The organism is Rummeliibacillus sp. G93 (assembly GCF_023515935.1).
Taxonomy (GTDB): Bacteria; Bacillota; Bacilli; order Bacillales_A; family Planococcaceae; genus Rummeliibacillus; species Rummeliibacillus stabekisii.
On record NZ_CP097314.1, the window covers coordinates 3,164,396 to 3,177,195 of the forward strand.

Annotated in this window: 13 protein-coding genes; 9 read left to right on the plus strand and 4 right to left on the minus strand. The window is 36.6% G+C overall.

All coding sequences use genetic code 11. The features are described from left to right. The first annotated feature begins 47 nt into the window (after positions 1 to 47). The 3 genes from M2M59_RS16015 (at position 48) to M2M59_RS16025 (ending at position 3,199) form a co-directional block, all read left to right on the plus strand. A complete protein-coding gene (locus M2M59_RS16015) occupies positions 48 to 992 on the plus strand; it encodes an EF-hand domain-containing protein (protein ID WP_249775078.1) in 945 nt (314 codons plus the stop codon). Positions 993 to 1,140: 148 nt separating this feature from the next. Continuing rightward, positions 1,141 to 1,818, plus strand: a complete 678-nt coding sequence (locus tag M2M59_RS16020) for a response regulator transcription factor (RefSeq protein ID WP_249775079.1) — start codon at positions 1,141 to 1,143, stop codon at positions 1,816 to 1,818. Then, positions 1,805 to 3,199, plus strand: coding sequence for a sensor histidine kinase (locus M2M59_RS16025; protein ID WP_249775080.1), 1,395 nt, complete (start codon positions 1,805 to 1,807; stop codon positions 3,197 to 3,199). Before M2M59_RS16020 ends, M2M59_RS16025 begins: the two co-directional genes overlap by 14 nt. 56 nt (positions 3,200 to 3,255) lie before the next feature. On the opposite strand, the gene M2M59_RS16030 is transcribed toward M2M59_RS16025, so the two are convergent. Continuing rightward, positions 3,256 to 3,981 (minus strand): 3-ketoacyl-ACP reductase, encoded by a 726-nt coding sequence (locus tag M2M59_RS16030; RefSeq protein WP_249775081.1) that lies wholly within the window; start codon positions 3,979 to 3,981, stop codon positions 3,256 to 3,258. Between the two features lie 144 nt (positions 3,982 to 4,125). On the opposite strand from M2M59_RS16030, the gene M2M59_RS16035 reads away from it, so the two are divergent. The 6 genes from M2M59_RS16035 (at position 4,126) to M2M59_RS16060 (ending at position 10,770) form a co-directional block, all read left to right on the plus strand. Beyond that, positions 4,126 to 4,704 (plus strand): hypothetical protein, encoded by a 579-nt coding sequence (locus tag M2M59_RS16035; protein ID WP_147197502.1) that lies wholly within the window; start codon positions 4,126 to 4,128, stop codon positions 4,702 to 4,704. Between the two features lie 212 nt (positions 4,705 to 4,916). After that, positions 4,917 to 5,564 (plus strand): GntR family transcriptional regulator, encoded by a 648-nt coding sequence (locus M2M59_RS16040; RefSeq protein ID WP_147197505.1) that lies wholly within the window; start codon positions 4,917 to 4,919, stop codon positions 5,562 to 5,564. Positions 5,565 to 5,953: 389 nt separating this feature from the next. Further along, positions 5,954 to 7,072 (plus strand): M20 metallopeptidase family protein, encoded by a 1,119-nt coding sequence (locus M2M59_RS16045; RefSeq protein WP_249775082.1) that lies wholly within the window; start codon positions 5,954 to 5,956, stop codon positions 7,070 to 7,072. 103 nt (positions 7,073 to 7,175) lie between these two features. Continuing rightward, positions 7,176 to 8,588: a YfcC family protein gene (locus M2M59_RS16050; RefSeq protein ID WP_249775083.1), complete on the plus strand. Its 1,413-nt coding sequence runs from the start codon at positions 7,176 to 7,178 to the stop codon at positions 8,586 to 8,588. Positions 8,589 to 8,631: 43 nt separating this feature from the next. Beyond that, complete coding sequence (locus M2M59_RS16055) at positions 8,632 to 9,858, plus strand: M20 metallopeptidase family protein (RefSeq protein WP_249775084.1); 1,227 nt, start codon at positions 8,632 to 8,634, stop codon at positions 9,856 to 9,858. Between the two features lie 162 nt (positions 9,859 to 10,020). Then, positions 10,021 to 10,770, plus strand: coding sequence for a hypothetical protein (locus M2M59_RS16060; RefSeq protein WP_249775085.1), 750 nt, complete (start codon positions 10,021 to 10,023; stop codon positions 10,768 to 10,770). Positions 10,771 to 10,807: 37 nt separating this feature from the next. Here the strand turns inward: M2M59_RS16060 and M2M59_RS16065 are convergent, their stop codons facing one another. The 3 genes from M2M59_RS16065 to M2M59_RS16075 form a co-directional block, all read right to left on the minus strand. Then, positions 10,808 to 11,347 (minus strand): DUF2812 domain-containing protein, encoded by a 540-nt coding sequence (locus tag M2M59_RS16065; protein WP_249775086.1) that lies wholly within the window; start codon positions 11,345 to 11,347, stop codon positions 10,808 to 10,810. Then, the gene (locus tag M2M59_RS16070; RefSeq protein WP_249775087.1) at positions 11,344 to 11,664 is read right to left on the minus strand and encodes a PadR family transcriptional regulator; all 321 of its coding nucleotides are present in this window, start codon (positions 11,662 to 11,664) and stop codon (positions 11,344 to 11,346) included. Before M2M59_RS16070 ends, M2M59_RS16065 begins: the two co-directional genes overlap by 4 nt. A 129-nt stretch (positions 11,665 to 11,793) precedes the next feature. Next, on the minus strand, positions 11,794 to 12,717 hold the full coding sequence (locus M2M59_RS16075; protein ID WP_150285344.1) for an AEC family transporter: 924 nt from the start codon (positions 12,715 to 12,717) through the stop codon (positions 11,794 to 11,796). Positions 12,718 to 12,800 lie beyond the last annotated feature (83 nt).

The following is a 12,800-nucleotide window of genomic DNA, read 5'->3' on the forward strand; positions in this document are numbered from 1 at the left end:
TAAGGTATAGAGGCAACAAAAAATAAATGATATTTGGAGGAACACTTATGAACAAAAAGAAACTAGTTGGATATGTAATGTCAGGTGCCCTGTCAGTTGGAGTATTAAGTGGAATTGGCTCTAACGTATATGCAAAGACGATGTCAAATTCCTCTGATAGTAGTAATACGACTCAAGAACAAATACAAAAGATTAAAGCAGAACTAAAAAGCAAATTGGCGAAACTCGGCGTGTCATTACCAGAACCTACTTTTAAAAACTCTATGTTAGCTAATTTAGATGACGCCACTAAAAAGAAGGCTCAAGCTATTCTAGATAAAGAAAAAAACGGTTCTCTTTCTCACGAAGAAGCTCAAAAACAGCTTAAAGCTTTAGGCATAAACTTCCCTGAACATCCTGGTAAAGTTAAGTTTGAATCTCTTTTGGATAATTTAGATGCCGCTACTAAAAAGAAAGCTCTTGCTATTCTAGATAAAGAAAAAGATGGCTCCCTTTCTCACGAAGAGGCTCAAAAGCAGCTTAAAGCTTTAGGCGTAAACTTCCCTGAACATCCTGGTAAAGGTAAGTTCGAATCTCTTTTGGATAATTTAGATGCTGCTACTAAGAAGAAAGCTCAAGCTATTCTAGATAAAGAAAAAGATGGCTCCCTTTCTCATGAAGAGGCTCAAAAACAGCTTAAAGCTTTAGGCGTAAACTTCCCTGAACATCCTGGTAAAGGTAAGTTTGAAGCTCCTCTGGATAATTTAGATGCTGCTACTAAAAAGAAAGCTCTTGCTATTCTAGATAAAGAAAAAGATGGCTCCCTTTCTCACGAAGAGGCTCAAAAGCAGCTTAAAGCTTTAGGTGTCAATTTTCCTGATCACCCGAAAAAAAGAGAAAATAAAGAATTAGAAAAGAGCTTGGATAAGTTAGATGAAAAGACGAAACAAAAAGCACAAAAACTAATTGATCAAGCCCAGGAAGAAATACAAAAGCTTGATTCAAAACGCTAATTATCACATTCAGAAGATAGTTCAGTGCTCGTACCACTACAACTTAGTTGTGGTGGTACGAGTTTTTTTAAAGAATTCTTTTCTAGCGTAAAAGAAAGAAGTACTATAAGAAAAAGACATTACACTATAGAAATGGGGTGTGCCAGATTTGAATATTCTTTTAGCTGAAGATGATTTGCAGCTTGGCGAATTAACTAGCTTTATGTTGAAAAAGAAAGGTGGCTATAAAGTAGATTGGGTCAAGGAAGGCGAAGATGCTTACGTATATGCCACCACCTCCTATTATGATCTCATTATTTTAGATTGGATGATGCCCAATGGGGATGGAATTTCAATTTGCCAAAAGCTAAGAAGTGATGGATATACCGGTGCAATTTTAATGCTTACAGCTAAGGATACAGTCAAAGATCGAATTAATGGTTTGGATGCCGGGGCTGATGATTACCTTATAAAGCCGTTTGAAATTGATGAACTTTTAGCACGTTTAAGGGCACTTTCTCGGCGCAACTTTGCCCCACTTATAGAAGATAAAATATGGATACAGGACCTTCTGTTGAATCGAACAAACCAGACGATCGTTAAAGGTAAAAAAAATATACAGCTAAGCCCGAGAGAATTTCAACTACTTGATTTACTAGTTCAAAATAAAGGGCAGGTGCTAACACGAGATATCATATTAGAACGTGTATGGGGTTTTGATGCAGAGGTTTCGTTGAAAACGATAGACGCAACTGTAAAATTGCTACGCAAAAAATTAGAAATGGTTGATCAATATGATTTGCTTAAGAGCATAAGAGGAGTTGGCTATACACTTGAAAATTGCTAAACTACCATTCTCCCGCTTATTCCGTAAAAGAAATATATTTGAACAGACTCAATTTCGTTTAACTGCATTATACAGTGGTTTGCTTATGCTCTTCCTCCTTCTCTTTACAGCTGTTGTTTACTTTTTGTTGTATACAACCATTTTTAAGAATCAAGAACGTAATCTTCAAGGAAACTTGAATCATGAAGCTAGAAATATCGAATCCTATCTTCAATCACACAACAATAAAGGGCAGTTGCGCTTTAAATATCAAGATTCTCTTATGAATGATGCAGATCAATTTTTTTATTACATTATGGATAATTCAGGAGAGTTAGTACTAGGTAATGAAGTCATACCTAGTATGCGTGATAACTTACTTAAAACTCTTACTAAAAAACAAGAGAATCAAGAAAATATGTACCAAGAAACAGTTCAGGCAGAGTTTCCAAAAAGGGGTCAGTTTACCGATAATAAAGATGCCTTTCAACCAATCAAAACAACAAACAACATCCGCTTACTCATTGCTAAACACTCTATTAACTACCATGGTGAAACGATCGGCACCTTATATATTGGCAAAGATATCTCAGTTGTACACCAGATATTCAAATGGCTCTTAATCATATTATTAGGATTAGTTCTACTCTTTTCAGTGATTGCCCTTATTATTAGCCACTATATGTCGAAAAAAGCTATGATTCCAATAACGTATGCCTTTTCAAGACAACAAGAGTTCACTGCAGATGCTTCGCATGAGTTGCGTACGCCCTTAAGTGTGATGCTATCATCTGTCAACGCTTTAGAATTAGTTATAGATTTAGAAGAAGAGTCCTACGAAAAAAAGATTATTTTAGGAATGAAGAAAGAAGTAAAAAGAATGACTGGATTGGTGAGTGATTTACTAACACTGGCACGTTCGGGCAGTGATGCTATTGAACTTAAAAAAGAAACATTTGATCTTCAACCTATTGTCGAAGAAGTCATAAACTCTGTTTGTCCACTTGCAGAAGCTAAGGAAGTCAACCTTCATTATGACACGCCTAATCAATTAATCCTTACAGGAGATTCCCAAAGATTAACCCAACTTCTTTATATTTTATTGGATAATGCGATTAAGTATAATCGAAGTGGTGGAGAGACAAGTCTTTCCCTCTCCATAAGTGATAAAGAGCTGTGTATGACAGTGAAAGATACAGGCATAGGGATTGATCCAGCTAATTATAACCGGATTTTTGAGCGCTTCTATCGCGCAGACCGGGCTCGCTCTCGTGAACTTGGTGGTTATGGCCTCGGCCTCTCCATTTCCAAGTGGATTGTGGAGTCTCATGACGGCACAATTCAAGTGAAAAGTGAACTAGATAAAGGAAGCAAGTTTATTGTTCGTCTACCTATTCAGTAGGTTAATATAAATAATAAAGGAGTTGATGATAAAAAAAATCACCAACTCCTTTTTCATTAAAATGGATTTGTTGCAATAAAGCTAGCTGTTTTAATGTACATGCGTGAATTTAATTTCAATTGACTTACAATGAATTCAGCAAGATCTTCAGCCTGAATAAATTTAGATTCGTCATTGTCTTTAATCAAGCTTAGATCAAGCGCCAAATCTGTCGCTACTGTACTTGGGGTTAATGCAGATACACGAATATTATTACGGCGTACTTCTTGTGCAAGCGATTCTGTGAAACCAATCACAGCAAATTTGGATGCACTATATGCACTTGATGTTGCTGCGCCGCCCAAGCCGCTTGTAGAAGAAATATTGATAATGTCTCCGCCATTTTTCTCAATTAATTGTGGCAATACAGCACGAGTTACATAATATGTGCCCATTAAATTAGTATCAATGATGCGTTTCCATTCTTCTGGATCCATTTCTAGAACACTCGCGAATGTTGCAACACCTGCACTGTTAATCAAAATGTCTGCTTGTCCTAATTGATTTGTCAAAGCTTCAACAGCCTCTTCAACCTGCTGTTTATTGGCTACATCAGCAACTGCATAAGCTGCTTTTACACCTGTGCTTTCAATTTCTTTTACTGCTTCTTTTAAAGTCTCTTCTGTTCTGGCAAGCAAACCTACATTTACGCCTTCCTTAGCTAAAGCGATAGCTGTTGCTTTGCCGATGCCGCGAGCACCACCCGTAATAAATGCTATTTTGCCTTTTAATGATTGTGTCATCATACCAGCTCCTTGTTACAATATTTTTTAAGTATACTATGTCCTAAAGATTCTGGCTAAAAGGATGCTTATGTTTAGTTTTAAGACTATTAAATAACCATAATATGGACGTTTATAAAAACGTTCCTTTGGCAATGGTTACTTATGTTTGGACTAAAAGATCTTTTGTCTCTTGTCATCTCAGCCTTTATTATCTTGCCTGTAGTCTTGTTAATTAGAGAATCCGGATATCTTATTGTCAGCTGGTTATTTGGGGTTATAAATCCAAGAGTAACCATTGGTACTGGTCCCCGGATCTTTAAAATTGGCATGATTGATATTCGTAAATATTATCATTTGTATAGCTGGTTTTCCTATGATGGGATCAAACGGAAGAGCAACTTTGCATATGTCTGCATCTATGCAGGCCCTATTATAGCCAATCTAACTGTAGCTTTTTTGATTAATTTTTCTGTAGCACATGGATGGGGAGAGGAGTATAAGACTTTTTTAGATCGATTTGTTTTTTACGCTATTTATTATGTAATGTTCGATATCATTCCAATGATCACCACTAACTCTAAGCCCAATAATGGAATGATTATCTATGAAATGCTCCGCTATGGGAAACGGGTTGACTTTAATAATGAAGCATTTCTTCCATCTACTTCAGAAGTAGAAAAGGAATACCAAGAGTATATAGAACAATTAGAGGAAAGAAAAAAGGAAAGAATAGAAAAATAGTATAACTATATCTCTTTAGTTTAGTAAGGTGTACCTCATGGAAAGAGGTACACCTTTTAAATTGTGACGACTACTGACTACAAAGAACATTTTAGAAAATACCAGCTCTTCCAGTTAGATAGAGTTCGTTTTATAATGAATAGAACGACAGTCAGATACTTTGTATATATTTTAAATTAATGTTAACCAAATAAATAACGGAGGTATTTTAAATGAGTCAATACTTGTTATTGAAAGACCATGTTTATAATTATATTGTAGAACAAATTAACAATAACGAACTTCTTAGCGGCAGCAAAGTCAATGAGAGTGCAATTAGCGAAAGTTTAAATGTGAGCAGAACACCTGTTAGAGAGGCTTTAATTCAACTATCCTCAGATGGATTGTTAGAATATGTTCCAAGAAAAGGTTTTGTGATAAAGGGACTAACAAAGGAAGAAGCAAAAGAAACCTTCTTGATTATCGGAACGCTCGATGGACTAGCCGCATCTCTTACAGCACCATTACTTAATGAGAAACATCTAAAAGAAATGGAGTTTTATGTGCAAAGCATTGATCTGGCAATTAATACGGAAAACTTCAACATGTATCATAAAATGCAAGAAGAATTTCACAACGTATACCTTTCCATTTGTCCAAACAAAAGTATTGTCGGCCTGCTTCACCAATTAGAAAAGAAATTCTTAAAAAACATGTACAATCTAGAGAATGTTGAATTCACAAAGGAAAAGCTTAGACAGACAAATAATGAACACAAAAAGATGATCGAATTATTCAGAGCTGGAGATATCGACGTATTAGAAAAACACATGAGAGATGTTCATTGGAATTCAGATAAGATTGATATTATTCCCTTATAGGATTGCGGGTATTTATTCAACTCTTCTATTATTCGCTATCTCTTGAAGTGACCCCCACTTCCTCCGCCGAAGTGGGAAGCTGCGTGTAATATAGATGATTAGATAAAGATAATCTATATATGCCCTGTAAATGTTTTATAAACGTACAGATTTCCTTCTTCATTACCATCCTTTCTATTCACTTTCACCTTTCCGTTGTTTCAAAAATAAATCTATCCTAAATTTTATAAATCACCCTATTATGCAATGTCCCATTCTGTTAATACATTTCTTATATTTAATTTCCTCATTCGAAGGGACCAACAATAGTTGGACTTTTCGAATTATTTTTTATTGAAAAACATAAAATATAATGTACAATATACAATATACTTTATGGGGGGTTGCAAATGAATATACAAAACTATGAAGCCGCAAAGAAATTAAGGCATGAATTGCACCAGCATCCTGAACTATCCAATGAAGAGCATTGGACAAAGCAACATTTAATCCAATTCTTGAAAGCGCATACAAATAACCTTGAGATTATTGATAAAGGAAGTTGGTTTTATGCTGCTTTCCATGCTGGAGAAGATAAACAGAATATTGCCTTTAGAGCTGACTTTGACGCTTTACCTATGGACGAAGTCATTGATGTTCCATGGGCTTCGAAGTTTCCAGGAAAGGCGCATAAATGCGGACATGATGGACATTCTGCTACGTTGGCGGGATTTGCCCTTGAAATTGATCAGAAAGGAGCTGAGAATAATATATATTTTCTCTTCCAACCTGCTGAAGAAACGGGCGATGGTGCCATTCAATGCGTTGATTTTATTGTAGAAAATAATATTGATGAGATTTTTGCCTACCATAATATGAGTGGCCTTCCCTATCATTCGGTCAATATCATAGACGGTACTATGCTTTGTGCTTCCAAAGGTATGTCCATATATTTTAAAGGGTTGCCAGCGCATGCTAGTCAACCGGAAGAAGGAACCAATCCTTCTATTGCAATCGCCAATATCGTAAGAGAAATTCCGACATTCATTTCACCACAAAAGAACGATGGCTTAATTTTATGTACAGTTGTTCAAGTTGATATCGGTGAAAAAGCATTTGGGATTGCTGCCTCCAAAGGGGTCATTCGGTTAACAATACGCGCTTTATATGAAAAAGAATTAGACCAGCTTCAACAAAATCTCGTGAACTTCGCTGAAGAACAGGCCAAAGAATATGGATTGGAAGTAGCTATCGAGTATAATGATGAGTTTCCAGAAACCGCTAATCATAATGAGAGCGCAGAAAAAATACGAACTGCAGCCAAAGCAAAAGGGATGAAATTAATTGAATTAGAAGAAGCATTCCGTGGATCCGAAGATTTCGGCCATTTTACAAAGCTTACAAAAGGCTCGTATTGCTTTATCGGTAATGGTGAGGATTATCCTCAAGTTCATACACATGAATATGATTTCCGAGATGAACTAATAGAAACAGGAGTAGAACTATTTATGGGTATAGCGCATGGTTAAAGTCAAACCTCGACGCCTAATGGGGATTAGGGCTGATAGCATTTGATCTACAAGCTAGTATGCTTTTTCTGAAAAGCTACCTAGGGAATTGGGAGGACAATGTATGTTTAAAAAAGGGGAAAAAAAGGGGTTTAGCTTTCCACATGTTTATATTATGTTTTTGCTCGTCATGTTGCTAGTAGTCATCCTTTCATGGATTGTACCAAGCAGCGAGTATGAACGTACTGTAGATCCAAAAACCGGTATTACCAAACTCAATACGGATGTATTTCATTATATCCAAAACAAAAATCCTATTTCGTTTATGGACTTCTTTACAGCATTACATAATGGAGTTGTACAGTCGGCGGATATTATAGTGATGTTGCTCTTTGCTAGCGGAGCACTTTATATCCTTGAAAAATCCGGAGCTATCGCTGCGGGTATTCATAAGCTGTTGCAGATTGCAGAGGGCAAGGAAAAGCTAATCATTATTGCATTGCTTGCTTTATTTTCTATCCTAGGAACAATTGGCTTTGGTGAGGGTGGCATACCTTTTATCCCTCTCGCAATGGCTGTCATCATGGGAATGGGTTATGACCGAATTACGGCTTTCGCTACGTCGACAATTGGTTTAGCCATTGGTTTTACATCAGGCGTAGTTAATTTTTATACTACTGGCGTTAGCCAAACAATTGTTGGCTTGCCAATCTATTCAGGGCTCATTTTTCGAATTGTTTCATTGATTGTCTTTTTGATTATTTCTGCAATATATATACTGCGATATGCCAATAAAACAAAAGCAGATGCTACAAAAAGTATTGTATTTAATGAATATTTAGAGCAGCTGGATCATATTAAAAAAGCTGAATATGAAGAAGAAGCATTTACATGGCCAAGGAAAGTGGCATTAATCGGGCTTGTCGCTGTTTTAATAGGCAGTGCCTTTGGAGCTATACGCCTTGGATGGGGAATGCCTGAGCTATCCTCCATCTATGCTATTTATGCAATCTTCTTAATTATCGTATTGCGATTAAATCCAAGTGATGCTGCTGAAACATTTGGTATAGGCGCTGCTCGTCTACTACCTACGGGACTAGCTATAGGGTTCGCACGTTCTGTGATGATACTGATGGATCAAGCAAAAATAATTGATACAGCTGTCCACGCATTGTCTGGCATGCTTAGTCACACGGGATCAATCATTACCCTGCTTGTCTTATTTATTGTAGTGATTTTCTTTAATTTCTTTGTGGTTTCAGGAAGCGGAAAAGCGATGATTTTAATGCCGATCATGGGCCCTCTTGGAAAAATATTAGGTATCAATCAACAAGTAATGGTTGTCGTTTACCAATTTGGAGATGGTTTTACAAATTATTTATGGCCAACCTCTGGGGGCTTAATGGCAGCTCTTGGCATGTCTAATGTAAGTTACTCTGATTGGGTAAAATTCTCATTAAAATTATTCCTATTGCTACATTTTGCGGCATTCATCTTAATCATTATCGCTAATTCCATCGGGTTGGGTCCTAATTAATGATTTTCTATTACGCTTGTACTAATTAAAGGAGGATGCTAGAATGATTAATTTTTTTGAGGAAGCAAAGAATTATGAAGAACAAATTATTAAGGATCGTCGACATTTACATAAACACCCTGAAATTGGTTTTGATTTACCACAAACGCAAAAATATATTCAAGATCGGTTAGATGAAATGGAAATACCCTATACATCGTGCGGGACTGTGCCAGATGAGGTCAGAGAAAAATATATCAAAGCAGGATTTAGTTCACAAGAGAATTGTACGGGCGTCATAGCAACGATTGGTCATGGAACTCCCTGTATTCTACTTCGTGCCGATATGGATGCTTTACCCATCCAAGAAGAAGTTGAAGTTGATTTTAAATCACAGCTTGAAAACAAAATGCATGCGTGCGGCCACGATTCTCATGTAGCGATGCTACTAGGAGCTGCACAGCTTTTGAAGAATCATGAAGAAGACTTAAAAGGGACTGTGAAACTTTTCTTCCAGCCTGGAGAAGAATGGGGTTTTGGGTCTAAACTAATGATTGATGACGGAGCACTTGAAAATCCAAAAGTCGATGTAGCATTTGGCATTCATATCATGCCAGATCAACAAGCGGGAACTCTGTCTGTTAGTAAAGGGACTTTAACACAAGCAATGGATACATACATTGTAGACATCAAAGGGAATGGTGGTCATAGCTCACAGCCACATAAAACAGTCGACGCGAATATGATTATGAATCAGCTTTATACAAGTTTAAATCTTCTCTTCACACGTGAGGCGGCGCCCGACCAAAACGTAACGTTTTCAATCGGAGCAATGAATGGTGGTACAGTAACCAATGTTATCCCTGATAAGGCCGTACTTAGCGGCAATATGCGTAGCTATGATCAAAAAACACGTGATTATCTATGTGAACGAATTCCTGAAATGATTGATTATGTTGTAAAAGCATGGCGCGGAGAATATTCAATAACAGATTTCCATACGCCAACAACTTATAATAACCCTAAATTTGTTGACGAAATAACTCCCCTACTTCAAGAAGTAATGGGCGATGAAAATATTGTGGACAATGGCGTTATGAGTGGTTCGGAAGATTTTTCTTACATTTCTCAGGAAGTCCCTTCTGCTTTTGTTGTGTTAGGTACAGGAGAAGAAGGAGCCCCACCTGTTCATAATCCACGTATGTTCCAAAATGAAGATATTTTTAAATATGGAGCAGCTTTACACGCGAATGTTGCCATGGGTTGGTTACACTCGCAATCTGAAAATTAAAGCTTAAAGCCCAATCCTTCTGAATTCTTAGTGGGGTTGGGTTTTCATTCTGTTTCACGTGAAACATTGCTTTTGCTAGTTCCTGCTACTGGAATGTATTATACAAAATGACTATGATGAAATTATTCCTACTCCATTTCTCTCGAAAGGATGTATAAAGCGATGCTAAACGAAATTAAATTGGAGCATTACCTGCCATATATCAATAGCTTGCCTGAATCTAATATAATCACTCAAGATGACGTATTGAATAGCAACTTTCTCATTGAAAAAGACAACAATATTGAAATGTACTATGCCCCTCACAATGAGTACATTAATCGAGATGCCAAAGTAATTTTAGTAGGCATTACTCCTGGGTGGACACAGATGAAGGCAGCCCTACTACAAGCCAAAATTTGTTTACGTGAAGGTGCTTCAACCGACCAAATTTTAGAACAATCAAAAAGAGCAGCCGGTTTTGCGGGTACAATGAGGGAAAACTTAATTGAGATGCTTGATGCATGTGAAATGAATAAAGCATTTGGGCTTTCGTCAACTCGGCAATTATTCGAGAAACATTTTAACCTTCTACATACCACTTCTGTGATTAAGTACCCTGTCTTTGTGAAGGAAAAGAATTATACAGGGCATACGCCAAAAATTGGCCGTTCTCGCCTATTAACCGAATATGCATATCATATATTTCTTCAAGAGCTAAAAGAAATCAAACAAGACTATCTTCTCATTCCCTTAGGTAAATCTGTAACAGAAGTCATCTCCGACTTAGCGAAACAAGGAGAGATCCCTATGGAAAGATGTCTTTTTGGATTCCCTCATCCTTCTGGAGCTAACGGCCACCGAAAAAAACAATTTATGCAAAACAAGCAACAACTACAAACGATTGTTAAGAAATTTTCTCAACACATATAGAAAGGTTATTACAATCTCAGAATAAATTTAGATAGCCTTACTCAAAAAATTGCTGTTCTTCCTCTAATCCTTTTTTTCTTTTTATTATTTTTACAATTGGGACGGCTATAAGTAATGCAACAGCTATGTTTATTACGCCAATAGAGACATTAGCTATCTCTATACTTGAATTATCAGTATAAATGTTCACATTCATTATACCCAGGGATAAATTCACAAAAAAGAGTACTAGAAAAATGTTTAAAATACGCTTATAATAATCAATTTTTGATTTTGTATCTGTATATATTTCAAAGGGTCCCTCTGCTGCCGCCTTTTTCATGTAGACCCAGCCGCCAGACTCGTGAACGATGGTAATTCCGCTGTCCTTCAGAAATTCAAAGTACTCCTTCTTTTCCAGGACAGACATCCCAGTAATAAATTCATTACGATAAATACTGTCACCTGGCTCTCCCTTTGTAAAAGTAAATCGACCCAAGAAAAACTTTTCCAGATGCCAACCATTTTGCGCCATTTCATTAATCCACTTTTCTTCTTTCTCAAAATCTAAATAAAAGCGAAACTTTACCTTCTTCATTGCTGTCTCTCCTCCTTTGTAATGAGTAACCCATTGTGATGCAACTCATCAAGTCGTTTTATTTCAGCTTCAATCAACAACTTTCCAGCTTCCGTAATTACATATTCTTTTTTCCGTCCATCATCATCTAAAGGAACAATCCATTTTCGCTTCACCAATGTCTTTATTGCTCCATAAATCGTGCCTGGACCAAGCTCTACACGTCCATTGCTAAGTTCCGAAACAAATTGCATAATCCCATATCCGTGCCTTGGTTCATACAGAGCTAAAAGGATATAATAAACCCCTTCTGTTAAAGGCGCATTCTCTTCCATCATTACACCGCCAATCGTTATATCGTCTGTTGATATAAACTATATCAGCAGTCGATATAACTGTCAATCTTTTCAAGATACAAAAAGGGAAACCGTTATTTCGGTTTCCCTTCCATTTAACACTGATTATTATTAAAACAAAATCGTAGATAAATAAATAACAGTTGTCACAGTGACCATGCTAAAAATGGTCGACATTAAAACAACTTGTGCCGCATACTCTGGATGGTTATCATATTCCAAAGCAAAAAGTGCGCTATTTCTTGAGGTTGGGAAGGAACTTGCGATGAACAAAGCCTGCGCCGTCACCCCATCCAATTTCAAAATAAAAATAATCAGCAATGCTACTGCAGGAGATAGAATTAGTCGACCTACTAAACTCATAAGTAAAGGCAGCGAAAACTGCTTAAGTTGAAGAAATGCACTTTGAGCGCCCAATGTAATTAGAGCTACAGCAAGGAAAGCATTAGAAGAATTTTTTATAGGTTCCCACAAAAAAGAAGGAATCTTTATATGTAAAGTATGAAGAAGCAAGCCTAGCAAGAAGGCATAAATCACTGGATTTTTTAAAAAGCCGTTCAGTGCTTTCCCCTTCGTTTTATCTATTGAAACAGAGTTAAACAAGCCATAGGTATAGGTAAGCAAATTCTGATAAATCATCACAACAATTTGAATAGATGCCCCTAATGGATTGTGTTGAAACACAAGCTGGCTGACTGGCAAACCGAAATTCCCAGAGTTAACTAAAACCACACTATTTTTAAATACAGAGGATACTCCTCTATCGAATTTTGCAACTTTCGCAATGCCTCCGCTTAAGATGATTAAGATTATACTTTGTATAATTAAAAACCCCAGAATGTGCAATAATGTTTCGCCGCCAATTTTATTTTCATAAATATTAGTGAAACTGACTGCAGGCATTAGTAAATAGGTATTCAATTTAGATAGAGTGTTCATATCAAATAAAAACTTACGATGGAGATAACCCCCGAGCCCAATTAAGATAAATATGGGCAGTATGACGTTTACTAAAATCTCAAAAAATATAGCCATAAATACCTCCTCAAATTAAATATAAGGCGTCGGTTAAAGAACGGTAAATATAATATCCATTTAAACATGAAATTCCAAAAACT

What these genes read in the sequence shown, in the direction of transcription:
- M2M59_RS16015 (WP_249775078.1), top strand. Translation starts at nt 48, where the DNA reads ATGAACAAAAAGAAACTAGTTGGATATGTAATGTCAGGTGCCCTGTCA.
- M2M59_RS16030 (WP_249775081.1), bottom strand. Translation starts at nt 3,981, where the DNA reads ATGACACAATCATTAAAAGGCAAAATAGCATTTATTACGGGTGGTGCT.
- M2M59_RS16035 (WP_147197502.1), top strand. Translation starts at nt 4,126, where the DNA reads ATGTTTGGACTAAAAGATCTTTTGTCTCTTGTCATCTCAGCCTTTATT.
- M2M59_RS16040 (WP_147197505.1), top strand. Translation starts at nt 4,917, where the DNA reads ATGAGTCAATACTTGTTATTGAAAGACCATGTTTATAATTATATTGTA.
- M2M59_RS16045 (WP_249775082.1), top strand. Translation starts at nt 5,954, where the DNA reads ATGAATATACAAAACTATGAAGCCGCAAAGAAATTAAGGCATGAATTG.
- M2M59_RS16050 (WP_249775083.1), top strand. Translation starts at nt 7,176, where the DNA reads ATGTTTAAAAAAGGGGAAAAAAAGGGGTTTAGCTTTCCACATGTTTAT.
- M2M59_RS16055 (WP_249775084.1), top strand. Translation starts at nt 8,632, where the DNA reads ATGATTAATTTTTTTGAGGAAGCAAAGAATTATGAAGAACAAATTATT.
- M2M59_RS16060 (WP_249775085.1), top strand. Translation starts at nt 10,021, where the DNA reads ATGCTAAACGAAATTAAATTGGAGCATTACCTGCCATATATCAATAGC.
- M2M59_RS16065 (WP_249775086.1), bottom strand. Translation starts at nt 11,347, where the DNA reads ATGAAGAAGGTAAAGTTTCGCTTTTATTTAGATTTTGAGAAAGAAGAA.
- M2M59_RS16070 (WP_249775087.1), bottom strand. Translation starts at nt 11,664, where the DNA reads ATGATGGAAGAGAATGCGCCTTTAACAGAAGGGGTTTATTATATCCTT.
- M2M59_RS16075 (WP_150285344.1), bottom strand. Translation starts at nt 12,717, where the DNA reads ATGGCTATATTTTTTGAGATTTTAGTAAACGTCATACTGCCCATATTT.